General features: G+C 41.2%; 22 protein-coding genes. 13 read left to right on the top strand and 9 right to left on the bottom strand.

Going from position 1 to position 24,654, the window contains the following annotated elements:
- The first annotated feature begins 100 nt into the window (after window positions 1–100).
- The gene (locus G3T18_RS00955; protein WP_224408633.1) at window positions 101–4,345 is read left to right on the top strand and encodes a helicase domain-containing protein; all 4,245 of its coding nucleotides are present in this window, start codon (window positions 101–103) and stop codon (window positions 4,343–4,345) included.
- Between the two features lie 9 nt (window positions 4,346–4,354).
- Here the strand turns inward: G3T18_RS00955 and G3T18_RS00960 are convergent, their stop codons facing one another.
- Window positions 4,355–6,184, bottom strand: coding sequence for a hypothetical protein (locus G3T18_RS00960; RefSeq protein WP_224408634.1), 1,830 nt, complete (start codon window positions 6,182–6,184; stop codon window positions 4,355–4,357).
- A gap of 418 nt (window positions 6,185–6,602) precedes the next feature.
- Here G3T18_RS00960 and G3T18_RS00965 point away from each other — a divergent pair, with 418 nt between their 5' ends.
- The 4 genes from G3T18_RS00965 (at window position 6,603) to mltA (ending at window position 9,525) form a co-directional block, all read left to right on the top strand.
- On the top strand, window positions 6,603–6,971 hold the full coding sequence (locus G3T18_RS00965; RefSeq protein WP_224408635.1) for a Mo-dependent nitrogenase C-terminal domain-containing protein: 369 nt from the start codon (window positions 6,603–6,605) through the stop codon (window positions 6,969–6,971).
- A 59-nt stretch (window positions 6,972–7,030) separates the two neighbouring features.
- Window positions 7,031–7,801 carry a hypothetical protein gene (locus G3T18_RS00970; RefSeq protein ID WP_224408636.1) on the top strand — a complete coding sequence of 257 codons (771 nt, stop codon included), beginning with the start codon at window positions 7,031–7,033 and terminating at the stop codon, window positions 7,799–7,801.
- A gap of 125 nt (window positions 7,802–7,926) precedes the next feature.
- A complete protein-coding gene (locus G3T18_RS00975; RefSeq protein ID WP_224408637.1) occupies window positions 7,927–8,193 on the top strand; it encodes a hypothetical protein in 267 nt (88 codons plus the stop codon).
- Between the two features lie 174 nt (window positions 8,194–8,367).
- Window positions 8,368–9,525 (top strand): murein transglycosylase A, encoded by a 1,158-nt coding sequence (gene mltA, locus G3T18_RS00980; protein WP_224408638.1) that lies wholly within the window; start codon window positions 8,368–8,370, stop codon window positions 9,523–9,525.
- 331 nt (window positions 9,526–9,856) lie between these two features.
- On the opposite strand, the gene G3T18_RS00985 is transcribed toward mltA, so the two are convergent.
- A complete protein-coding gene (locus G3T18_RS00985) occupies window positions 9,857–10,447 on the bottom strand; it encodes a glyoxalase-like domain protein (RefSeq protein ID WP_224408639.1) in 591 nt (196 codons plus the stop codon).
- A 259-nt stretch (window positions 10,448–10,706) separates the two neighbouring features.
- Between G3T18_RS00985 and G3T18_RS00990 the strand changes: the two genes are divergently transcribed.
- Both G3T18_RS00990 and G3T18_RS00995 read left to right on the top strand, forming a co-directional pair.
- Window positions 10,707–11,381 carry a sigma-70 family RNA polymerase sigma factor gene (locus tag G3T18_RS00990; protein WP_224408640.1) on the top strand — a complete coding sequence of 225 codons (675 nt, stop codon included), beginning with the start codon at window positions 10,707–10,709 and terminating at the stop codon, window positions 11,379–11,381.
- A gap of 139 nt (window positions 11,382–11,520) precedes the next feature.
- Complete coding sequence (locus G3T18_RS00995; protein ID WP_224408641.1) at window positions 11,521–12,567, top strand: tetratricopeptide repeat protein; 1,047 nt, start codon at window positions 11,521–11,523, stop codon at window positions 12,565–12,567.
- A gap of 155 nt (window positions 12,568–12,722) precedes the next feature.
- Here G3T18_RS00995 and fabG read toward each other — a convergent pair whose 3' ends face one another.
- A complete protein-coding gene (fabG, locus tag G3T18_RS01000; RefSeq protein WP_224408642.1) occupies window positions 12,723–13,418 on the bottom strand; it encodes a 3-oxoacyl-ACP reductase FabG in 696 nt (231 codons plus the stop codon).
- Window positions 13,419–13,675: 257 nt separating this feature from the next.
- Here fabG and G3T18_RS01005 point away from each other — a divergent pair, with 257 nt between their 5' ends.
- Entirely contained in the window at window positions 13,676–14,581 is a 906-nt protein-coding gene (locus tag G3T18_RS01005; RefSeq protein ID WP_224408643.1) for a phosphodiester glycosidase family protein, read from the top strand.
- Window positions 14,582–14,740: 159 nt separating this feature from the next.
- The gene (locus G3T18_RS01010; RefSeq protein WP_224408644.1) at window positions 14,741–14,989 is read left to right on the top strand and encodes a hypothetical protein; all 249 of its coding nucleotides are present in this window, start codon (window positions 14,741–14,743) and stop codon (window positions 14,987–14,989) included.
- 90 nt (window positions 14,990–15,079) lie between these two features.
- On the opposite strand, the gene G3T18_RS01015 is transcribed toward G3T18_RS01010, so the two are convergent.
- Entirely contained in the window at window positions 15,080–15,340 is a 261-nt protein-coding gene (locus tag G3T18_RS01015) for a hypothetical protein (RefSeq protein ID WP_224408645.1), read from the bottom strand.
- 415 nt (window positions 15,341–15,755) lie between these two features.
- Here G3T18_RS01015 and G3T18_RS01020 point away from each other — a divergent pair, with 415 nt between their 5' ends.
- The gene (locus tag G3T18_RS01020; protein ID WP_224408646.1) at window positions 15,756–18,398 is read left to right on the top strand and encodes a tetratricopeptide repeat protein; all 2,643 of its coding nucleotides are present in this window, start codon (window positions 15,756–15,758) and stop codon (window positions 18,396–18,398) included.
- Between the two features lie 95 nt (window positions 18,399–18,493).
- Here G3T18_RS01020 and G3T18_RS01025 read toward each other — a convergent pair whose 3' ends face one another.
- Window positions 18,494–19,069 carry a Uma2 family endonuclease gene (locus G3T18_RS01025; RefSeq protein WP_224408647.1) on the bottom strand — a complete coding sequence of 192 codons (576 nt, stop codon included), beginning with the start codon at window positions 19,067–19,069 and terminating at the stop codon, window positions 18,494–18,496.
- Between the two features lie 29 nt (window positions 19,070–19,098).
- Window positions 19,099–20,079 (bottom strand): CHAD domain-containing protein, encoded by a 981-nt coding sequence (locus G3T18_RS01030; RefSeq protein WP_224408648.1) that lies wholly within the window; start codon window positions 20,077–20,079, stop codon window positions 19,099–19,101.
- Between the two features lie 236 nt (window positions 20,080–20,315).
- Here G3T18_RS01030 and G3T18_RS01035 point away from each other — a divergent pair, with 236 nt between their 5' ends.
- From G3T18_RS01035 to G3T18_RS01045, 3 genes are all read left to right on the top strand, one after another.
- Entirely contained in the window at window positions 20,316–21,038 is a 723-nt protein-coding gene (locus G3T18_RS01035) for a pyridoxine 5'-phosphate synthase (protein WP_224408649.1), read from the top strand.
- Window positions 21,039–21,111: 73 nt separating this feature from the next.
- A complete protein-coding gene (locus G3T18_RS01040) occupies window positions 21,112–21,453 on the top strand; it encodes an MgPME-cyclase complex family protein (protein ID WP_224408650.1) in 342 nt (113 codons plus the stop codon).
- Between the two features lie 19 nt (window positions 21,454–21,472).
- On the top strand, window positions 21,473–22,261 hold the full coding sequence (locus G3T18_RS01045) for a hypothetical protein (RefSeq protein ID WP_224408651.1): 789 nt from the start codon (window positions 21,473–21,475) through the stop codon (window positions 22,259–22,261).
- Here G3T18_RS01045 and G3T18_RS01050 read toward each other — a convergent pair.
- The 3 genes from G3T18_RS01050 to G3T18_RS01060 form a co-directional block, all read right to left on the bottom strand.
- Window positions 22,258–22,713 carry a divergent PAP2 family protein gene (locus tag G3T18_RS01050; RefSeq protein WP_224408652.1) on the bottom strand — a complete coding sequence of 152 codons (456 nt, stop codon included), beginning with the start codon at window positions 22,711–22,713 and terminating at the stop codon, window positions 22,258–22,260. The two genes, G3T18_RS01045 and G3T18_RS01050, sit on opposite strands and share 4 nt — an antisense overlap.
- 84 nt (window positions 22,714–22,797) lie before the next feature.
- A complete protein-coding gene (crtE, locus tag G3T18_RS01055) occupies window positions 22,798–23,727 on the bottom strand; it encodes a geranylgeranyl diphosphate synthase CrtE (protein ID WP_224408653.1) in 930 nt (309 codons plus the stop codon).
- 138 nt (window positions 23,728–23,865) lie between these two features.
- A complete protein-coding gene (locus G3T18_RS01060; protein ID WP_224408654.1) occupies window positions 23,866–24,426 on the bottom strand; it encodes a DJ-1/PfpI family protein in 561 nt (186 codons plus the stop codon).
- Window positions 24,427–24,654 lie beyond the last annotated feature (228 nt).

Consider the following 24,654-nt stretch of genomic DNA (forward strand, 5'->3'; position numbering starts at 1 on the left):
GCAGGTGGGGTGTTAACAGCGATAACCTAAATTTATGGCTCGCCTACCCAAGCAAATTCTACCTGCAAACTGTTAACGTCAGTACAGTGGGGGATTCTCTATGTTTGTTTATCGCACCTCTGTTTTTAACAATCAAGTAAAAGAACGAAATCTTAGCGATCGCGTTAACCGTCTCTGTGACGATCTCGAAAGCATGACGGTTGATGAAGTATTGGCACATTTTGAGCGTTTGTATCCTTATCTCAAGCGTAAAGAAGGTAATCTGCGCTTAATTGCTCGCATCCGTCGCGTAGGGAACGACCAAATTCTTTGCTGGTTAGCGGTTTTTAGGCGTGGTGACAGCAAATACGAGGAATTTTTGCGAGAACGGGAAAAATTTAGTAACCCCTCTCTGGATGGTCAAATTCAGCATCTTGAAGAATGGCTGCGGGAACAAAAAGCCTCCACAAAGGAAATGCAACCTTCGCCTCCACCTTTAGACGGAAATTTATTACCTTGGCTCGATCCTCCTTCTTGGCAAAAGCATACTAGCGATGAGGTAGTAATCTATGAAAGTGAAACTTGGCTAAATTTATTTCAAACTCCAGAAATCCAAAATCAATGGCAAATTTATAATCGTCTCATTGCCAATCTTGCCTCTAATAATGACTCAATTGGCGAAAGTACGGGGTTTGATGGCATCAAAATTTATACTGAAAAACAGCATTCTCTTTTATTTAGCAAAATTATTACTTCTGATACTCCCGAAAGGAAAGTTTTGTTTCTCCTCGCTCCTTTTGCTAAAATACCTTCCCCTGAAGAAATTCAGCACATAGCCGAAGCAAACCAAATCAATTGTTTATCCGAACGACTGCAAATAGATGACTTAACTTTTTCTGCCAAACGTGCCTATCCCAGCTATTTATTAGCAGATGAAAAAAGTTGGTTGGCAATCGAAAAAGAAGAAGCCGCCAATTTAGCACTTTCTGCCGAAGAAGAAGCAATTCTGCATTCAGTTTCTACTTCTAACCCATCTTTACCATTATTTTTAAACGGGCAAGCAGGTAGCGGCAAATCTACAATGTTGTTCCACCTTTTTGCTGATTACTGTCATCGACACTGGCAGTATTGTCAAGAAGAAAAAAGAGATTTTTTAAGCAAGCCACATCCTTTATTTTTAGCATATAACGATCGCCTACTCAAAGTTGCCCAAGAGCGAGTAGCAGCTTTACTAGCATCACATCACCGCTTTCTGGAAAGAAGAGGTGAAGAAATCGAATTTCCAGATATTAGTCCCTTTTTTCAATCATTACGGACATTTTTACGAGATTTGCTTCCGCCAGAAGAACGCGATCGCTTTCTCGATGCTAATTATATTTCTTTTCATCGCTTTCGCCAACTTTGCCGCCGCGCTTGGCGCGGCTATTCACCAGAAAGATGTTGGTTAGTAATTCGGACTTTTATTAAAGGATATCATCTGGATGAACGGGATGTTTATCTAGAACTTGAAGATTACCAAGAAATTCCTCGCCGTGAAAGAACTGTTTCCACTGAAGAATTCAAGAAAATTTACGACCATGTTTGGAAATGGTACAAAAAGCGTACTGAAGAAAATAACGAATGGGACGACCAAGATTTAATCAGAAAAGTGCTACAACTTAAATGTTACAATTCTGAATATACAGCTATTTTTTGTGACGAAGCGCAAGATTTTACCCAATTAGAATTAAAATTAATCATGCGCTTGTCTGTGTTTTCTAACTACGATTTAGAACATCAGCACGTTGAAAGTTTGCCTTTTGCATTTGCCGGAGATCCGCTTCAAACTCTCAATCCTACTGGCTTTCGTTGGGCTAGTCTGAAAGCTGCTTTTTACAATGAAGTAATTGCCGCGCTTTCGCCGACAGGAAGATTAGGATTAGAAATGAACTTTACTGAATTAGAGTGCAATTATCGCTCAATTCCACCCATTGTCGGCGTGAATAACTTAATCCAACTTTGGCGGCGAGTGCTATTTGACATTCCCGAACTCAAACCCCAACATACGAAAAAAAGTGGAGAATTTGCGCCAGAGAAATTTATTTTATCGCAAAATATTCAACCAGAAGATATAGTTTTGTATTTGCAAAATACAATTATTATTATTCCTTGCGATGAAGGGGGAGAAATAGATTATGTACAAGATGATGAAATTCTCTGTCGTCTAGTTTCCGGAGAAGAAAATGCCGAAGCACCTTGGAATGTTCTCAGCGCGATCGCCGCAAAAGGCTTAGAGTTTAAACAAGTTGTTCTCTACAAATTTGGCGAAGCTTGCGATCGAAAAGCTTGGAAAACAAACGACGATCGTGGTGAAGAGATTAAATACTTTTTTAATAAGCTTTATGTGGCGGCAAGTCGCGCCACAGAACGGTTATTTATTATTGATACAGAAACCGGAGAACACAACTTGTGGAAACGAGCAAGTACCGAAGCAGAATTAACTCAATTCATTCAACAATTACCTAGAGAAAGAGAGCAAAAACAATGGCAAGAAAGGATAAAATTAATCAGTTTGGGTAATAGCCCCGCCGAATTAGGTACAGATGACTTGCAGGCGATCGCGCAAACTTTCGAGACGGAAGGGCTACAGTCACAAGATCCTGACTGGCTAAGGCGCGCCCAAAGAGCATATCTAAAACTTGACAATTATACCCAGGCTGTGGTATGCGAAGCTTGGGCACTGAAACTAGAAGCACAATATCTAGAAGCTGGATCTCGCTTTTTACAACTAGAAGAAGTAGAAGAAGCTTGGAATTGTTTCTGGGAAGGAATGTGTTGGACAGAATTAATTAATTGGTACGAAGAACAAGAAAAACAACCCAATCATCAAATATCAACCGCTCGCGCTTCAGTTCGTCCTTTAATTAATTTTATGGCAAACAATTACGAACAATCAATTACTCGTCTGCAAGAATTTACTACTTTCTTAGAAACAGAAATAACTAACAAAAAACTCGCCGAACATCGCTTCAGCCAACAATGGCAAAACGCCCTCCAAGACTACGCCCAAACTATCTCAAAATTACAGTCAAATCAGCAATTAATACCAAACGAACAATGGCAACGTTTTGGTCAAGTCTTGCTTCAACTTGCCCAAGCTGGATATCAAGAAGATACCTTGACAGCACAAGCGGCTGAATGCTTTTACCAAAGTAAAAATTATGCCCAAGCTGTAGAATCTTGGGAACAAATTCAAGCAACTCAAACACCAGAATATAATTTCGCTAAATCTGAGTTAGTGGGAATGCCTACAGGATTAGAATATCTGGCAAAAATTTCAGCTTATCAACGCATAATTTTACTTTGGCAACAGACAGGGCAACCTAAAGAAACTGCTTGGTTAAATTATGTTGCCCCTGCTTTAGAAGCGCTCAATCAATATAAAAATGCTTTTATTATTTATACTTGGTTAGATCTCCCCAGCAAAGTCCAAACTTGTTGGCAAAAAGCTACCGACAATCAACCAGAAGTCAAATCTCTCCGGGCTTTACTACATTATTATCTAGGTTATCGCCATTGGGAAAACGCGATCGCTAGCTTAGAAACTTATTTATCAACCCTAAAGTCAGCAGAACAAATTGCTTTAAAATTTGACTTCGTTTATCACTTGGCTGCTTCTCGTCTCACCCCCGAAAGTCTCAATACTGATTTGCGTTTGCGTTATGAAGAATTTATGAAACAAGAGATTATCAATTCTTCTACCTGGCAACAATATCTTTTGATGGAACATTTAGGAATTACGTTAGAAAAAATTGGCTCTCTTGTCGAAACATTAACATTTTACGAGCAATACATCTCCCACGCAAATACAGACTTACGTTTACTTGCAAGGAAACGCTGGTTAGCAGTCAAAACCAAACAAAAAGATTACTTCCGTAACCAAGGACAAATTAACAAAGCTGAGAGAATTAACTCAGAAATTACCAGAAAAGCAAAAAATTGGGGCATCACTTTAGAAAATCTTTCTCTTGAAGCACCACTTCCACCTAAACAGCGTCCCAATCCCAAAGTTTCTTTCTTAGTCAAAACTCAGACTCGGAAACCGCAAGTAGAAACTAGACAAATTCGTCATTTACTGATTAAAACAATGAAGGAACGAGGCTTGATTTTAATTAAAGATCTTCTTAGCGAAGAAAAAATTCGCATCTCCAGTGCATCTCGCCAAATTCAAATTGGTGCAGTTACAGTAACAGCTAAGGAAAGTGAAAATTTATCCTTTTCTGTGCCTACTAGCGGATATAACGGAGTGGTTATTTATAACAGTAAAAATGTCCGTCTCGAATTAGAAATTGCTGGCGAAGAAAATAAATCGATCGTCGAACTGTAAACAACAATTTTACTGCTTACGAGTCAAAGCAAAAACTTCTAGTTTTCCTCGAGGATTATTTTTTCCCGGAACTCGATAAATTTGCATTATTGCTTGGGGATTTACATATACTCTTTGACCAATTTGATAATCTGATAAAATATTTCGTTTAGATAACTTGGAACGAGAATTAACTCGCAATAAAAAAAGACTTTTCTTAGCAGGTAAATCAACAGGATTGAGATAAATTGGTCGGGGAGAGTAAACAGAATTTATTTTGATTCCATCTATTAACAAAGCTGCATCCTTGGGAAGAATTCGATCGAGGATTTGATAATCTTGGTAAAAAGCTATATTGCGGAGATAAAATTCTGACTTGTTTTCTAATCCCAAAGATACAGGTACAAAATTTTGTGCATAGTAGGTTTGGAGACTTAGCCAGGGTAGAATTAAAATGAGATTAATAATTAGCCAGTATTTATAAATGACTTTTTTTAATATTTTTTCAGATATATTTATGCCGAATAAGATTACAATTCCGTATTGAATGCCGCCCAAATAACGAGTTTCATGAGTGAGAAACAAGATAATTATTAAAATCTGAAAAACAAACAAACTAAGAATCGATAAACGCTTGGCAAGTTTGAGTTTATTTATGAAAATAATTCCCCAAGTCATGAGCCAAATTAGGGGTGAATATCCCAAAAAGGTATGTTCGAGAGAATTTCGTAAACGATTGTTAATAGCAATTTTTATTCCCTTAAGATAATCACCCTTAGTAGTAGGATAAGTTTGATAAATGGATTCGTTAAATAATTCATTCAACATTGGTCCAAAAGGAGAACCAGACTGGAAGAAAGTCCAAATTAGCAATGGTAAGTAAAAAATAAACCAAGGTAGCAAAATCATCATGACTACCTTAATTTTTGTTTGCCAAGTAGGTAAATTTACCCACAAATAAACTATTGATAAACCAAGCATAGTCATCCCTAATGGAAATAAAGTTACTTTAGAACTAACTGAGGACAAAACTAGCAACGAACAGATAAATCCATAGGTTTGATAGTTAACTTTTTTGAGTAAATCTTCTCTAGTGAATAAAGCAACTATTGCCGACGCTGTAGCTAAATCTCCCATCGCATGAGCGCCTCCGGTGACATACCAAACTATAGGATAAATTCCCACGACAATTGGCGTAACACAAAGATAAGCAAAAGCTGATACTTTGAGACGTTCAGCGATCGCATACCAACCAAACCAAACTAAAATTAGACTTAAACTCCAACTAACTACGTTCGCAGCATCGGGAAAACCAAGGGCGTGTAGTGGGGTTGTGGAAATTTGGAAGTGCATATGTGGCAGAATTGCACCTTCCAAGGGTTCGAGATAAAATTTTAAAGCATGGTCTGTGAGAATTCGACTCGGTAGAAGCAGATGATAATGCAACTCGTCGATTTTAGTTGAGGGCGCGATCGCTACTAATAAGTTTATAGTTAGGGCAACTATACCGATAATTAGCGGTAGTTTTCCCCAACCATGAGGAATTTTCTCAGCAATCGGCGGCTGCAAGGGATAAGCTAACCGATAACAACCTAATCCCCCGACGGTAACTAAAATCAACCAGATACTAATCAACACAGGTTGAGTTGCTATACCGCACATTCCCACTATTTGAACTGTTAAACTTAAAACTTGAATTCCTAACAACACGCCGACAACTTGTCGCCAAGGACTAGGTATCTTTAAACGTGCTAAATGAAGCAAAAGCAAGCCGATTCCTAATATGCCAATAAAAGTAGTAATTCCGATTAAGAAAACTGCTAAAGGAGAATAATTATTAATCGCCAAAAACGAGGTCATATTTTCTTGGTGGTAAGATGCAACACAAATTAGTCCTCAGAAAATTTATCATGAAATCTGAGGAGCGCACTTCAGTAAAAAAGCTTAATTTAAGTTAGCCTCAATCTTTTGTCTTTAGCTGGAAGATCGTTCAGATGCAGCTTTTGTATAGCAATTAAGTTTAAAAATTTCTGTAACATTTAATACATTTTCTCAACTTTTCGGAGAATTGTTACTTAAACATAGCGAGGCACGTTCGACTGTAAGTAAAGTCACTGAAATGGGGAAAGCAAATCACAAAAATTCCGGGATCTTGCTCACGCCAAGGAGCTTGCCGATTAGTCACGATCTCAATAGATAACCATCCGGAAACAGCAATCCGGTATTGGTAGCTTAAATGTAGAAAAGCCTGTTCAATTAGGTGGAACAGAGTAGAGCGATGAATGATGTAACCGAGTATACAGTAAAAAACATTGTCTTAGCAAGTTGGATCTGGGCTGACAACAATCAATCCACTTGCAGCGAGAAAATTGCCCAACAAAAGAAGGAATTTGCACCATTGAAACCATTGCGGCAGTGGCTCGATAACCTGAAAGTAGATAATCCTAAATTTGCACGTCGCCTCTGCAAACTAATTCCCTCCCAATGTCCTTTTGAGCGAGAAGTAAAACTATTTGGTCGTCCTATCTTCCATATTCCACCGATGTGTAAGCTCAATCCTCTCTACGAAGAATTAATGATGCTGCGTTTCCGGGCTTTATGCTATTTAGCAGACGAATGCGGTGAAGATATCAGCGCCTTTTGTTAAGATTTCTCTGTTAAACAGTTGTATTAAGCAAGGAAAATCTTGCCCAGAGATAGCAGAGAATGGCGATTATTGCGCTGAAAGCTTGGTATCTACCAGAGTACGAACCAATTAGGGAAGTTATCAAACGCCCCCATAACTTGCGTTTGAATCGGAATAGCTTGCTAAAGTCAGGATTGCGAGCCGATTTTTTAGACGAGATTGAAGACGTACAAACTGCCGAGTGGTTTGGACGTTACTTAGAAGGAGAGACCGTCGAATTTTACATCGAGGGTAGCGGCGGTTATGCCATCTCGAACATAGATTTGACAGCACGAGAGATTTATTTCACCAAACAAGAGATCGCAGCGATCTTAGAACCTGCGATCTTTTTCTGCTGGCAAAGAGAATACCCCACTGCGAGTAACCAATTGCGGGAAGTTTTGTTAGAGACAATTGAAGAGTTGAATCAGCGATCGCGTCTGAGTTTAACTTTACAAGAATCTCCCCGTCCGAGTGACAATCCCATGCGACTCAGTAGCGCTCAACTGCGTCAAATCCGCAAATGTTTGTTATTTGTCGCCGACGCAACCCCAGTAGCGCGTCTTACCGACGAAGAGGAAACCACGAGATTGCTTCCCAGCCCCAATGTTTGTATCGAAATCGGCTACGCGATGCAAAGCAAGCGCACCGGAGAAGTTTTGCTCGCGAAAATGGAACGTCCCGGTTGGAAGGGAGAATATCCCTTTGACTTACCCAACCAGCAACAGTTATCTTTCACTACAGCAACGGAACTAAGTCAAACCTTGCCACCTTTGCTCTTAACCTTGCTGCGGCGTTTTAATCTTTTTTAGTTACTATTATGCAATTGCTGAAGTTACCGAGTTATAAGAGTGCGTGTAGCCAACAACTGGTAACTTCCTAGATTTTCTTCCTGTTTGTCGCTGATAATATTTTGGAGGGATTAGGAAAAGAATTTATGCCCAGAACCCCAGACGAATACGCAGTACACTTATTTTTGTCCACTGGTCATCGCCAAGAAGTTCGCTTTACCACCATTCAAGAATTTCAAAAGTGGTATAGCAACGAATTGATGCCCAAAGCGAGTTCTACTGATTTTATCAACGTTCCGATTAAAAATGTTCCCGGCGAATATATGGTTTTACGTCCCGCAAACGTAGTCGCCATCCGGGTAGAACCAATTTTTGCGGGTAGCGTCGATCGCTCCTTTGCGGACGAGTATTAAAGAAATTTTTGCACTTGAGGTTGACAAAATCACATCCTCAAGTGAAAATTTCTGACTAGCTGTTTTATGTTTAAAAAAAATCTCGGAACACTCACTGGCGTTTAGCAGTCGCAAAGACAACATAATCTAGGGATGCTCTCCGCTACAAAAGCTGATTTACCAAAATTGATAAGGATGAAAAAAACAATTGCTTTAGTCTCCTTGGGATTGGGACTTACCTTCTCGATTCCCAGTTTGCCAGTAATGGCTCAACTGCGACCGATAAGTGTCAACCCTCAGTCCAATGCTTTAGGGATGGACGAGCAAATCTGGGGTACTCCTGACTCACCTGGAGATAAAGATGCGCTGTTGCGATCGATAGACCATAGTTTACGTTATTTGTCTACGCCTAGTGCGGCGCGAGCTTATCAACGTTATCCGGTACGAGGAGTTACTCTTTCGCGAGTGCGGCGCTCTTTGGAACGTTTCCGCGAGTTGGTGGTTACTTCCCAAAGTCCCGCCGAATTACAAGCTGCAATTGAGCGCGAGTTCGTCTTTTATAAGTCGGTGGGGCGAAGCAGTGACGGCAAAGTTTACTTTACTGCTTATTACGAGCCAATTTATGCCGCTTCGCGCACGCCATCAGCCGAGTATCGCTATCCCCTGTATCGCAAACCGAGTAACTTTTCGAGTTGGCGGAAACCCCATCCTTCTCGTGCGGAATTAGAAGGAAGAGATGGTACTGGTAGAGGTGGTCGTTTAGCCGGAAACGAGTTAGTTTGGTTACGCGATCGCTTTGAAGCTTTTTTGGTTCATATCCAAGGTTCGGCTCGTCTTCAGCTTCCTGATGGCTCGGTGATGACTGTTGGCTATGGAGGTAATACGGATTACCCTTATAACAGTGTGGGTAGGGAAATGATTAAGGATGGTCTTCATCCTAGGGATGGCTTTACCTTACCGAAGATGATTGAAATTTTTCAGCAGCGCCCGGAATTGCTGGATGTATATTTACCTCGCAACAATCGCTTTATTTTCTTCCAAGAAACTCACGGCGCACCAGCAACAGGTAGCCTAAATGTACCCGTGACTGCCGATCGCTCGATCGCTACAGATAAGTCTCTCATGCCTCCTGGGGCTTTGGCACTCGTCAGAACCGAAATTCCTTATTTTAATCAAGAAGGCGAGCTAGAATACCGACTGGTAAGCCGCTACGTCCTCGATCAAGATACTGGTAGTGCGATTAAATCTCCAGGGCGTGTAGACTTGTTTTTGGGTACTGGTCCAGAAGCAGGCGATCGCGCTGGGGTTGTTGGTGGACTCGGCGATCTTTATTATCCCCTGTTGAGAAATTAGGGACTGGGGACTGGGGACTGGGGACTGGTGAGGTGGGGACTGGTGACTGGTGAGGTGGGGACTGGGGACTGGTGAGGTGGGGACTGGGTTCAGTGAACAGTTATCAGTTATCAGTTATCAGTTTATACTCCTTGTCTCCCTAATCCCCAATCCCTAATCCCTAATCCCCAATACCCAATCCCCAATACCCAATACCCAATCCCCAATACCCAATCCCCAATCCCCAATCCCTAGTCCCCAATCCCCAATACCCAATCCCCAATCCCCAATCCCTAGTCCCCAATCCCCAATCCCTAGTCCCCAATCCCCAATCCCTAGTCCCCAATCCCCCTTAATTAGATACTTCCGCCATTTCAATAGTGCGATTTTCGATATCTTTGACGAGAAAGTTCAAGGGTTTGTCGCGACGTACTTTGTATCTTAAACGGCGAGACTGCACCCGTAAAAGCAGATCTTCTAAACATTCGCGATCGAAACAGACGTGACGCTGGCGATTTTTGTAACCGTAGCTTGCACCAGAAATCACGTGAACTTGAGTATTTTTTTTCAGTTGATACCACAAGCCTTCGTTACCATTAAAACCTGTAGTGGTTGTGGTTGTCGGACTAGCGGACATATAAAGAGGATCGATACCAGTTGCGCCTAAAGTTTGCTCGTAGTTGTAATAATAGTGCAGAGGAACTTCAGCCACAGGTAAGTTAAGCAAACCTTCGTAAAATTGCTTGGCTATCTCTAAATCAGAAACCATGATTGTATGAACTTTGGGGGCGCTACTGAGAAACATCCACATCGCCCCAGCATAAGCGGCGAGAAGCATCACCATGATGCCTTGAGTAGAAAATATACTATCTATAGGTGGCAGAAAAGCGCCGGGGTGTAAGTTAAGAGATACAAAATCAAAAATGCTGTTTAATGAGATCATAGATTGACGAAATTACGAACTATTGGCTAGTTATGGGTTAGTTTACTATCCTGCCCCAGTTGGAAATAAATTGTATCAATGTAATTATTTCTAGGCTAACTTATTCTTTCCAGGGTTAACTAGATTAGAAACAAGCTGACAACGACGAAAGTATGAGATTCTTCTTGGGAGAGTACCCGATCGCGGAATCACTGGGTCAAAAGTTCTCAACTAAGCATAGAATAACTTCAGATAAGCTGTTACGCTTAAACGAGAAACCGTGCAAAGACTACCTCAATTTCCCGAATCAAATCATTCGCTGGTAAAATCTTTATTTCGCCACAGCGATCGCCAATTGCTCTCCTTGTTCAAAAATCATCCTGAGCGAGGTAGATATTTTACGGCGATTTTCTGTCGCTATAGTCCAATTGTCTATACTCTAATTTCCCATTCCGCGCGATCGCCTGTTCAAGCTGATTATTTGTTTGCTCTCACTTGGCGACATATTTTCTACGAAATGCGTGCTTTAAATTTATACGATGAGGAAGCTGGAGCAAATACTTTCCAAAATTGGTTGATTAATATGACGGCGGTTTGTATCAACCAAGCTGATTTACCGCCTGTGGAATCAATTAACTATAATTTAAAGGCTGCACCGCCGCCGTTGTGGTGTTATCTCGAACAAGCTTTGGAGTTAATACCACCAACCCTACGCTTGATGGTGTTGATGTCGCAAACTTTTCACTGGAGCGAAACTCGCATTTCTGCTTATCTCCAAGCCGAGGGAGTAGTTATTTCTCCGGCTGAGGTTGAAGTTAAACTTCAAGAAGGTTATCAATTGCTTTCGGAAAATTTACCCGAAGATATTCGCGCGATTTATTTAGGTGAGTCGAAAGCCGATGCTTCCTCAGAGTCGGAAGAGAAAGTTGGAGAGAGTGAAGGTGTAACGGTTTGAATAGAGAGACTTGGAAGACAAGGGAGACAAGGAGGAGGGGGGATAAACTGATAACTGTTCACTGGTAACTGTTCACTGATAACTGAACCCAATCCCCAATCCCCAATCCCCAATCACCAATCACCAATCCCCAATCACTATGAAAAAACAGAGAATTTTACCAGTATTGGTATTAGGATCGATAATCTGTCTAACTAATTTTTATCCGGTAACTGCTCAAGAAATAGAAAGACAGCTAAATATTCCTTTTAATAATCGCCGTCAACAAACGATTAGAGATGAAGCAGATTTACAAATTCGTCTCGGCGCACAAGAAGCACGACAACGCAATCCTGAAAAGGCAATTCCTTTCTTTTTACAAGCATTGGAACTATATCACGAAATTGGCGATATCGACGCAATTGGTCAAACTTATGAATATTTGGCTCAAGTTTATATCAATCTCGGACGTTTGAAATCAGCAGAAGATGTACTAAGAAAAAGATTATCAGTTGCACGCGATCGCGAAAATTTTCTGGAACAAGTTTTTGCTCTCAATAATCTCGGTACGCTCTTACTCAATACTAGAGATTTTCAAGCCGCAGACAAATTGTTTAATGAAGCTTGGGAAATTGCTCGTAGCCTTGAAAGCGATGAGGGTATAGGCTTAAGTTTGAGTAATCTCGGCTTATTAGCAGCTTACCAGCAAGATTACAATCAAGCAATTAAACGCTATCAGGCTGCTTTAACTTTTCGTCGTCAAGTTCCAGATCCTCTCGGAAGAGCAAATACTTTAAATAATTTGGGTGATGCTTACTTAGCTACCCATCAGTTTAATCAAGCTATTGATGCTTATCTTGTCGCTGAAATTCTCGCTGAGGAAAGTTTAGATTTACGCAATCGCTACCGCGCTCTGATTGGTCTAGCTGAATCTTATAATGCTCTTGGACTCGATCGCGTAGCTTTGAGAAGATTAGATGAATTATTTACCTTAGCACGGAAAAATGAAGATTTATCCCAACAATTGAGCGCTTTACGCTTATCGGCTCAAATTTATAGCACGCAGGGTAATAGACTGGAAGCACAAAGATTTTACCAAGAGGCGATCGCGTTAGCTAGACTTCTCCAAGATACCCAATTAGAAGCAATTTTACTCAATGAATTGTCTCAAGTTGTTTACAATTTCCCCTACGGTATTCCCTATTAAGGGACTGGGGACTGGGGACTGGGGATTGGGGATTGGGGACTGGGGACTGGGGACTGGGGATTGGGGAATAGGAAGATAAACTGATAACTGGTCACTGATAACTGATAACTGGTCACTGCTAACTGCTAACTGATAACTGTTCACTGTTCACTGAACTAAGCTTCTCCGTATACTGGAACTAACGCACCACGCAAATCTTTTGCTGCTTCCGAAGCGAGGAAGCAAATAACTTCCGCGAGAGATTCCGGTTTAACCCACTTATTTGCGTCTTCATCTCCCATTGCTTCTCGGTTCGCTGGAGTGTCGATTACACTGGGTAAAACGCAATTAGCAGTAATATCTAAACCCTTAGTTTCTTCCGCGATCGCCTGAGTTAATGCTACCACTCCCGCTTTTGATGCAGAATAAGCTGCTAATTGTCCCGCCGGTTGCACTGCACCTCTCGAACCTACAGTTACGATTCTACCATAACCATATTCCAGCATTTTTTGCAAGCTATATTTACAAACCAAAAATGTTGTATTTAAGTTCAACTCAAAATCTTTCTGCCAATTTTCATAACTATATTCTGCCACTTTTCCCATCGAAAAACCGCCTACTAAATGAATTAAAACATCCACCTTTCCCATATCATTAATCAACTGAGCCACTGCTTTTTCCTCAAATAAATTGACAGAAACAAAACGAATACTGGCAAATTCTTGAGGGGAAAGATTTTTTTTCAGACGTTCGACTTGCTTTTCATGAATATAGGTAACAGTTAACTTTGCACCTCTGGCTAATAATGCTGGAGTTACGCCTAATCCTAAACCTCCAGTACCCCCTGTTAACAATACTTGTTTACCTTGCATGGTGTTTTACTTCTCAGTTTAGTTCTTTCCTGATTCTTGTAACAGATCTTACTTCAATTAGTAGGGAGAGAAAAAAATTAGATTTTGCCTAAAATAACCATTAGAAATATTTTTCGCATAATTTGGCATCTTTGTCAATACTAAACTTAAAATTAGAGATTTTCTTAACAATATTCTTAACTTCTCAGGCTCTAAAAATTCCGAGTTTTCCAGAGATCCTGGTGAAGTTAGTTATAAGATGAAATCCGAAACTAACAATGCCCAAGCAACTCCAATTTTACCTCAAACCATTTCTCCTTATTTCGGGAATTAGTTTAATAATGATTCCCTTACTAATTTACATCGGATTGTTATTACGTCGTCCACCTCGCACGAACTTAGAAAAGCAGTTATCCGAGGGGATAAACTATCAACGCGAGGCTCGTTATCAACCTCGTCCAATCTTGCTGCATATTGTTAGTATTGACCTTAATTCACCAGGAGTCAAGCTATTTGTTACACCAGGAGATTCCAATAATCAAGAAATGGATATTAAAGCCCGCACAACTTCAGAATTTTTGCAAGAATATAACTTACAATTAGCAATTAATGGGAGTTTTTTCCATCCTTTTGTCGTGCATCATCCTTGGAATTATTACCCCAGAAGTGGCGATTTTGTCAAGGTAAATGGACAAGCAATTTCTGAAGGCAAAATTTATTCCGAAGCTAGTGCTGGCTGGTATGTTTTTTGCGTTTCTAAAGATAATCAAGCGACAATTGGAGGAACAAAATGTCCGAAAAATACGCAACAAGCATTTGCTGGAAGTGCAATCTTAGTTAAAGATGGTCAAGTAGTAGAAAATCCCGATAACAATCCAATTGCAAATCAACCAGTTCCTCGGACTGCGGTTGCTATTGACAAAACTGGAAAAAAGTTATGGTTAATTATTGTTGATGGGAGACAACCTTTTTATAGTGACGGCGTTACTTTAACAGAATTAGCAGAAATAATAACCGATTTAGGCGCAGATCGCGGCTTAAATTTAGATGGTGGTGGTTCGACGACTTTAGTAATAGACAATGAGGAAAAAACTCAAGTTTTAAATGCTCCTTTTCATACGCGAATTCCCATGCGTCAGCGTCCAATTGCTAACCATTTAGGTGTTTATTTTCAAGCTGATTGAATTTTTGCCTAGAAATAGAAAATCAGGTCAAATAGAAGATAATTTAGGCGCTTAAATTTATTTTGGGTGCGATCGCAGCGCTCCTGTCAATCCACCTTAGTATTAAATCCTGTGTTAAAATGAGATTGTCATTGTCAACGATTTTTCTTCAGAAAGATTATGAAACTGGAAAATCAGCAACCTCAAAAAGCTTCCCTCCCGGAATTTATTTTGCGATTTCTGGGGGGTGCGGCATTAGCTGCATTTCTAGTATTTATTCCCGTCGCCTTGGGTGGGCGAATAGATTTGAATTTGTTGCAAGTCAGTATAGCATTATTTCTAGTTATAGGCTGCGGACTGCTATCAAGTTTTTTTGGAAAAAGATTTATTAATGCAGTGATGGCTTCCCTAGAATCTTTCAGCCTTTAAACCCATTTCTTAGCCAAATTTTCCCTGTTACATTATTAAATCAGATAGAGACGTTGCAGCCAACGTCTCTACAAATTAGTTATGCGTAAATTAGTCATTTTTAGGGCTTTTTTGGCGTAGATGCACTAATAACGGACAAACGCGAAATTTGTGCGAATTTCCCGAAACTTGTCCGTTAAAACTACCCTGCGATTGTCGCGGTTGTGTCTCGCGAACATTGAGAAAACCACCGACAGTTAAACTATCCCCCGCGTTACTATCCACAAAGCCAATTGCTAGGGATAAAATTGTTTCGAGGATAGCTAATTTCACTCTTTTTTCTAACCGCATCACGTCACCTGAATTCGACATGATGTTGTTCTAAAATTTCGGGGATCTCCGAAGTCAAGAAATAGCTGAAAGCCTTACTAATTCGCTATTCGGGTGCTTTCGGGATAGCATTCGGTTTCGGTTTCCCGAAACTTTCCCGAAACTTTTTCCGCGATTTTCATTGTGGTGTTAGCGAAAAATCTCGAATGGAAATTGTCATTCTGAGTGTTAACGAAGAATCTCATAGATGTTTCGCTTCGCTCAACATGACATAATTACAGTTATTCTTAAAAGTAAAAATGGGTTTGGGAGATGTTTCGCTTCGCTCAACATGACATAATTACAGTTATTCTCAAAAGCGAAAGTGGGTTTGGGAGATGTTTCGCTTCGCTCAACATCACTTTGTGAGTGTTATTGTGAAATAGGAATCCTCTCCGCACAGTCAAACTCTCCTACTATGCCTACTTTTAGTTACGGTGAAAAATCACAACAGAAAGTCCAGGAGTTGCTCGAAGCGTTACTCAATTTTGTTGATGGGGAATTGGGTGACGACTACATTAACGCTAAAGTGAGCTTTCGCTGGGAAGAAAAAGACAAAAAAAAAGGCGAAGAAAAAGACGAAAAAGACAAAGACGAACTGAAATTAACTGTCGAGACTACTTTGGAAACGCTGCGACAGTTGATTTATGGGAAGGGAAAAATTGACCCAAAAGCGAAAAAAACCCAACGTAAAGAGATTGGGGCAATTCTGACTCACTACTTGGGGAAATTTCTGGGAATTTGGGAAGACCGTCGGCTTATTAAACGAGGTTCGGAGAGGTGGGTTTTTGTACTGAAGCTGTGGAGTAAGGACAAAGAGGAAAATCTGCGGCGGTTTCAAGAAGAGTGGCGAAAGCGTCAGCCGAATAATTCGGTTTCGGTTTCGGTTTCGGTGGAGATGGGGGGAAAGGCTGAGGAAAGTGAGGAAAATCAGCAAAAACGAGCGATAGGTTTGGAAACGCTGCCGGAAGTGCGGGTTTGGGAAGGAAGAGAAACGCTGGTGGAGAGTTTGCGGGGGAATTTACTCGTGAGGGAAAATCCTCCGAAGGTAGTGGCTTTGGTGGGACAAGGAGGAATTGGAAAGACTTCGCTGGGGGTGAAACTCCTGGAAGCGGTGGGAGTTGAGCTTAAACCGCCCAGATTAGGCACGGATTGCGCTTATGATACAGTATTCTACTTTAAAACTGAGCCGGGGACAAGTTTCGATGAAATTGCGGAATTTCTGTTAGAAAATCTGACGGTTGTAGGGTTGGAAAATTTTCCCGATGCGGCGCAAAAGATTAAGAAAATTATCGCTGAGTTGACAAATCAGCATTGTTTACTATTTTTAGATAACTTGGAAGTAATTTTACAGCCAGCGAGTGAGGAAAGGGCTGGATATGCCGTAACGCAGGAGTGGGGACAGTTTCTCAATCAGTTGGTTTATAGCAATCATTGCTCGCAGGTGATATTGACGAGTCGGGAATTGCCGCGAGATTTGGCTGATTCTCGCTGTGTTGGAACTGAACCAGACCCGAATTTGGTATGTTTAGAAACGGTGGGTGGGGTGGCGGTAGAAGCGGGGGTGAAAATTCTGCGTCAATATCAATTGAAAGACAAGGAAAGCGATTTATTTTGGGTGTCGTCAAGGGTTGATGGGCAGGTATTTATTTTAACTCAATTGGCGGCAATTGGGAGGAGGAAACCGGGCTATCTTCGCAAGCATCCAGAGTTAGTAACGAAGAAAGCGGAACCGATTTTATTAGAGCAATTAAAGAGACAAACTGAAGCAGCAAAAGATTTGTTACGGCGGATGTGTGTTTTGCGGGTGGGAATTGATGTTACTGGTTTGACTTTTTTGCGGCTTTATACGAATGATTTGGCGCAAGATCCGCGTTTTGAAATAGCATCAGAAAGGGAAGAAGCTGCGGAATTAACTGATGGGGAAATAGAGGAAACGGAAGCAATTATTCAGCAGTTGGTAGATTGTTCTTTGGTGCAAAGTCGCTACGATGAGGAAGAGTGCGAAACTTATTATGATTTGCATCGAATTATTGTGGAGTTTCTGCAAGCTGAGTGTAAAAATGAGTTACCTCAATTGCTGGAAACGGTATATAAGTTTTATTGCACGGGGAAGAATGTGGAAAATCCCCAAAGTTTAAATGATTTACGTCCGGTTTTGGAGGCGCAATTTTTTGCTTTTCAGTTGGGAAATTATCGGGAAGCTTACCTATTAGTTAATAATCTAGGAAGTTATTTACGACCTTGGGGACATTGGAATTTATTAAAAGATTTATGCGAAGAAGTTTTACCTTATTTAGATGGGGATTACTATGGAATTTGTTTGCAATGGATTGGAGTAATTTATCGCGATTTAGGTAGATGGAATGAAGCCAAAAAATATTTTACTGAAGCCTTAGCCAACGCAGAAAAGCAAGAAAGTAAAGAAGATATAGCTTATTCTGTCGGACTTTTGGGCGAGATTGAGCGAAATCGGGGTAATTGGGACGAAGCTCAAAGGCTGTTTCGACAATCGTTGCAGTTACACGAAGAATTAGGCGATCGCACGGGTATGGCTGCTGTTTGGGGAGTTTTGGGCGATATTGAGCGAAATCAGGGTAATTGGGACGAAGCTGAAAAGCTGTATCGACAATCGTTGCAGTTACGAGAAGAATTAGGCGATCGCGCGGGTATGGCTTCTTCTTGGGGAGTTTTGGGCGAAATTGAGCGAAATCGGGGTAATTGGGCTGAAGCTCAAAGGCTGTATCGACAATGCTTGCAGATAGAGGAAGAATTAGGCGATCGCGCGGGTATGCCTTACTCTATTGGTTCCCTTGGCGAAGTTGAACTAGGTAGAGGTAACTTAGATACAGCAGAAAAATACTTAATTGATGCTTTAGAAAGATTTCAAGCATTAGAAGATGTCCAGTATGTTGCTGAATGTACTTTTCGCCTTGCTCAAGTATGGCGCAAGCGAGGTAATGAAGAAGTTGCCGAAGAACATTACCATACTGCTTATCAAATCTATCAGCAACTCGGTGCAGCGAAGGATTTAGAAAAAATTGAAAAGGAATGGAATTAGTAGAGGATGAGAATGTTTTACTGTTTCGCGTCCTTTTCTCTAAATTCTTGCTACATTTAAGTGCAATTAGGGATGATTTTTAACATTTTTTCTGTTTACCAAAATTTACTTAAATCTAAAGTAAATCCAGGTAAAATATCTTCACCAGAGAGAGAAAGAGGACGTGCTAAAATTTCAATTTTCGTTTGAGGACGATAAACGGCAATATTTTCGCGTTTGCGGTTAATTAACCATCCTAACTTACAACCGTTGTCGAGATATTCTTGCATTTTAGCTTGAGTCTTTTTCAGACTATCTGTAGGTGAAAGAATTTCTACGACAAAATCAGGACAGAGGGGGAGAAATTTTTCTCTTTGTTCGGGTGTTAAACCATTCCAACGAGACTTTTTAATCCAGGAAACATCAGGAGAACGATTTGCATTATTAGGAAGAATAAAACCTGTGGAAGAGTCGCAGACTTCTCCTAATTCTGTGGTTTCGTTCCATAGCCATAATTGAGCGGTAATACTGGAGTTGCGTTTGCCAGTTTCTCCTCCCGTGGGTGGCATTATCAAAAGTTCTCCGTTAGCATTACGTTCTAATTTGAGGTCAGTGTTTTCTTGACAAAGTTGATAAAATTGCTCCTGAGAAATGGGAGCAATTTCAGCAATTTTCAAGGTGATTTGGTGCATAAAATCCCAACCCTAAACGGTTTCTTAAGTTAAGTAGTTAATTTGGTTTTGTTTTTCACTGTTTGTTTGACTGCTATTTCTATCTTAACTGGTGGTTGAATTTCTGCTTGCCAGATTTCCCAATATTTGCCGATGCGTTCGACAAAATCTTTAGGTTTTTCAGCATAAATTCTCGCGCCTAAATTTTGTGCATAAAGTTGTAGTTGAGGACGACGACGGTTAAGCAAACTTAAAAGTACGTCTAAGTCTTCTCGATTGTCAAATTGGTCGAACTTAGTGAGAAAATAATCGCGTAAGATAGCTAAGTCGTGGTCATCTCCTAAGTAGTCAGATAAATTCTTGAGTTGAGAGGTTAATTCTGTCATCATATCCGCCCAAATTGGGGTGAGAATGCGGAGGTGATACCAAAGATATTTAACTTGTTTGCGCCATTCGTGAAAGTTGGCGACGCTGGGTTCTTCGTTGATAAGTTCAAAGGCTGAAGAACCGCGTTTATAAATCTTTTTTAAACCGCCGGATAAAGCTGACCAATTGTTGTTTTCTATTTCCCAGCAATCAACTCGATTTTTTGCTTCGGCTAAGATACCAGCAACTTCTTTGGTTTTGTCTTCTTTTTCAAGAATTTTGCTGCTAACTATTTCGTAGTTGGTGACTAAATTTTGTCTTATTTCTTGGAAAGCGTCGGGAACGAGATAAGTGCGAAAATAATCGATTAATTTGTCAAAAGTTTCAATCAAAACTTGGGCATCTCGCACGTCAGAAAGTTCTCTACCAGCGTCGCGAAAGCAAACGTTTTCTTGTTGGTAACGTTCTTCGCCAATTTCAGCTCTGACCAAACGCAAAACCGCGCGTAGTTTTTTGAGGGATTTGCGGCTATCGTGAACTGCTTCGTTAGGGTCGTCTTCAGTTTCACCTTTGAGTTTAGCGATCGCACTTTCGAGTTCTTCAGCAGCAATTCTTTTAATTCCTGTGGCGATGGTGAGATCTTCGGCTTGAAATTGGTAAGACATAAATAAAAAATTTTCCTGTTAACCTTATCTTAATCTTATCTCTGCTTGTCAAATCTAGGATCTCTCTAGAGTAAAGCTCGATGCCATTTTTAATAATTTTTGTTGATAATGAGGAATTTTAACTTAAGCAATGGAAATGAGATTAGTTTATTTTTGTCGAGTTAGCCATGCTCGAGCTACAAGTTTCGATTAAAATATACAGCTAAAGACAAAAAGCTGGTGAGGAGAATTTTGGCTTGCTTACTCTGGGTGTTAACATCGACCATGTAGCGACGATCCGACAGGCACGACGTACAGTAGAACCAGATCCGGTAGCTGCGGCAGTTTTGGCGGAGTTAGCGGGTGCTGATGGAATTACTGTACATTTGCGCGAAGATCGGCGACATATCCAAGATCGTGATGTACGTTTGTTGCGGGAAACGGTACGAACTCATTTAAACTTGGAGATGGCTCCTACGGAAGAAATGGTGGATCTCGCGATCGAAGTTAAACCAAATTACGTCACTATTGTTCCCGAAAGACGCGAAGAAGTAACCACAGAAGGGGGACTGGATGTGGCTAGTGCTTTAGATCGTTACCGGGACGTAGTTACACGGTTACAAAGTGCTGGAATTCCTGTAAGCTGGTTTATTGATGCTGATGAAGTACAGATTGAAGCTGCGGCAAAAACTGGCGCTAAGTTTATTGAACTCCATACAGGAAAGTATGCTGAAGCCCAAGATGAAGCAACTCGTCAGCAAGAGTTAAACTTTCTCGAGAGAGGAACTAAACAAGCAAAAGCGTTAGGTTTGCGTGTTAATGCTGGACATGGTTTAACCTATTGGAATGTCTATCCAGTGGCTTGCATTCCCGGTATGGAAGAACTTAACATCGGTCATACGATTATTAGTCGTGCGGTGTTAGTGGGTATGGAACGAGCGGTTCGGGAAATGAAATTAGCTATGAATGGTAAGTTATAGTTGATTTTTTTGGTTACCCGTAGCTGCATTAATAACAAACAACAAACTACTGATTACAAACTACCGATTACTAATGAACGAAGAAACAAAAACTTACTACTACGTTTTGGCAAGTCAGCGCTTTTTACTTGAAGAAGAACCTTTTGAAGAAGTTCTCCGAGAGCGCACGAATCACTATCAACGTAATAATAAAGAAATTGACTTTTGGTTAGTGAAACAACCAGCTTTTTTGGAAGCTCCAGAATTCGCTGAAGTTAAACAAAAGTGTCCTCAACCATCAGTAGCAGTAATTTCGAGCGATCGCCAATTTATTAATTGGTTGAAATTACGCTTAGAATATGTTCTCACGGGTGAATTTCAAGCTCCTTCCGAGCAAATTTCCCATCCTCTCGCTTCTCTAGAAACAGCTTGTTGAGCAAAAATTGTATAAAGTTATGCAGAAAAACGTCGTCACGGAATCTACGATGGGACAACAGCCAAAATTATCTTGCCTGTCTGCTGCCGCGATCGCCGCGATCGGCATAACCGCAATCCCTAAACCAACCTTTGCTCAAGCTGGTTTGCCTCAATGTCAACCTCCGAGAGCAGGTGAATATATTCTGTTGGTGTTGACGGAAACTCCCGATACTCAAGAACAAATTCGTCGGACTTTGCCTCCAGGCATAAATGCGCCCATTTGTCAATACCTAGGCGATACGGTCACTCGTATCGGCGGTTTCCGGCAATTTGATGATGCAGATAGTTGGGCGCAGTACGTGAACGACATTGTCGGTTTAACCGCAGTGGTAGCTCGCCCCACCCAAACAACCGCAGCGACACCAACAGTAACTCGTCCTACCCAACCAGTACCAGGTCCAAGGATTAATAATCGCCCTACCCAACCAGTAACAGCAACCAGGACAAACAGCAGTCCCAGTGTAACCCAGCAAGCAGCAGCGAGTTCGGGAAATTTACCTGCCTTTAATCCTCAACCTTTAGGGAGTGGTTATGCCGTCTTAGTAGACTATCTAAACCAGCCAGAAATTGCTTCTCAACTTCAACAGGAACTAGGGAAAGAGGTAGGCTTAGTTTCTTATTTAGGTCGTCCCTACTTGCTAGCAACATCCACCGAAAACCAGACAGAAGCCAACCAATTGATGCAAAATTTAAGCGAGATTGGCTTTGGCTCCCTAGTAGTAAACAGTAGCCGGGTGACACTACTGACACCTACAGTCAGAAACTAAACCGTAGGTCCGAATAACAGAGAAATGCCAATACCCAAACCCAAGCCGACAATTACCTGAAAAGGAGTATGTCCGAGTAACTCCTTGAGACGATCTTCATTAAACTGCTTGTGTTCGCGGAATAACTCATCAATAATTTGATTGAGAATGCGAGCTTGTTTCCCGGCAGCTTGACGAACTCCCGCCGCATCATACATAACAATAACAGCAAACAGACAGGCGATCGCAAAATCAGGACTTGACCAGCCCATTGTTTGTCCCACCCCAGTTGCTAAAGAAGCAACCAAAGCCGAATGAGCGCTAGGCATACCACCCGTAGTTACCAAATAGCGAAGACTAACCTTGCCATCTCTAATTAATTCAATGACTAGTTTCAAAAATTGAGCGATTAGACAAGCTAGAATAGATACCACTAGCACTTGATTGTCTAGAATTTTGACAAAATCCTGCATTGTAAATAGTTTAAACGAAAAAAGAGAGCAACTTTGGCATCGGTAAATTTTAGTTAGAAGTTTGCGCTCCTCAAAACTGCGACTTTAGCGATCGCGGTTCATAATGAAATTAGCGATCGCCCGCAACGGTTCAGCTTTTTTTCCATAATCAGCTAACTCAGCATTAGCCGCTTCAATCAACTGCTTGGCTTGGACTTTTGAAGACTCAAGTCCCCACAAACTCGGATAAGTAGCCTTTTTCGCCACCAAATCCTTACCTGCGGTTTTACCCAACTGCTCCTGAGTAGCAGTGATATCTAAAATATCATCAACAATTTGAAAAGCTAATCCGATATTCTGAGCATATCTCGACAATTTCTCCAAATCTGAACTTTCCGCCCCCGCCAAAATCGCCCCAGAAACCACACAAGTTTCTAACAAAGCACCAGTCTTATGAGTATGAATATAATTGAGTGTATCCAGAGAAACCTCCGAATTACCTTCACATTCCAAATCTACTACCTGACCGCCAACTAATCCCGCCGCACTAACTGCACGACCTAATCTAGCAACCACTTGCACAATTCGTTGCGGCGGAACATTTTTCGTTTCTGTCGCGACATATTCAAAAGCATAAGCCAACAAACCATCGCCCGCCAAAATAGCGACATCTTCGCCATAAACCTTGTGATTTGTTAACTTACCCCGCCGATAGTCATCGTTATCCATTGCCGGGAGATCGTCGTGAATCAACGACATCGTGTGAATCATTTCCAAAGCGCAAGCTGTCGGCATCGCCATTGCCACCGTCCCCCCCATCAAAGTACAGGTAGAGAGGCAGAGAATGGGACGCAAGCGCTTACCTCCAGCCAACAGCGAATAACGCATCGCTTCATAGATTTTTTCAGGATAAGCTAAAGGCAGCGATCGCTCGAGTGCCTCCTCGACAAGCTGCTTTTGCTCTGCTAAATAAGTTTTTAAATTGAACACCGCCGCTTCCCCTTTGGGTGCAGGTAGTTCATCCGTCTTGACCATGCCTGGGTTTCTTCTTCCAACCAACTTGTAATCAGTTTACCTGGTTTGGTTCCCTGGATCATCAAATTATCCAGGAGAAAGGGAGGACAAGGAAGAATTGTTGGAAAAACTGGTAAGGTGCTAATTCCCAGTCACCAATTACAATAGTTTGAGAAACTCAGCCAACCAAACAGGATGAGCCGGCCAAGCTGGGGCAGTTACTAAATTACCATCAACCATTGCTTCATCAGCAGGAATATGAGTATATAATCCTCCTGCACGAGTAACATCGGGTCCGCAAGCCGGATAAGCAGTACAACTTTTTCCTTTTAAAACATCAGCCGCAGCTAACACCTGCAAACCGTGACAAATAGAAGCAATGGGTCGATCTTTTTCCGCAAAATAGCGACAAATTGCCAAAACTTTCTCGTTTAAACGAATATACTCTGGCGCCCGTCCGCCAGGAATTACTAAAGCATCGTAGTCAGAAGCTTGTATTTCCTCGAAAGTAGCATTGAGTTGGAAATTGTGACCGAGTTTTTCGGTATAAGTTTGGTCGCCTTCAAAGTCGTGGATTGCAGTTTTCACGGTGTCTCCGGCTTTTTTATCGGGACAAACAGCGTGAACTGTATGTCCAACCATTTGTAAAGCTTGGAAAGGAACCATGACTTCGTAATCTTCCACGAAATCACCGACGAGCATTAAAATTTTTTTACTCATATTTTTTCTTGATTTTCAACTATTGGGGACTGGGGAAGAGGGGGGAGACAAGGGAGAGGGGGGAGAGGGGGAGGACAAGGGAGATAAACTGATAACTGATAACTGATAACTGATAACTGATAACTGATAACTGACTAAGGTAATTTATAGCTAGCCACTCTAACGATCAATTCTCCCTCATTAGGGTCGCGACTAAAGACGAAGGCTCCTTTTTGGACTTCACCACTA

This window comes from Oscillatoria salina IIICB1 (assembly GCF_020144665.1).
In the GTDB taxonomy this organism is placed as follows: Bacteria; Cyanobacteriota; Cyanobacteriia; order Cyanobacteriales; family SIO1D9; genus IIICB1.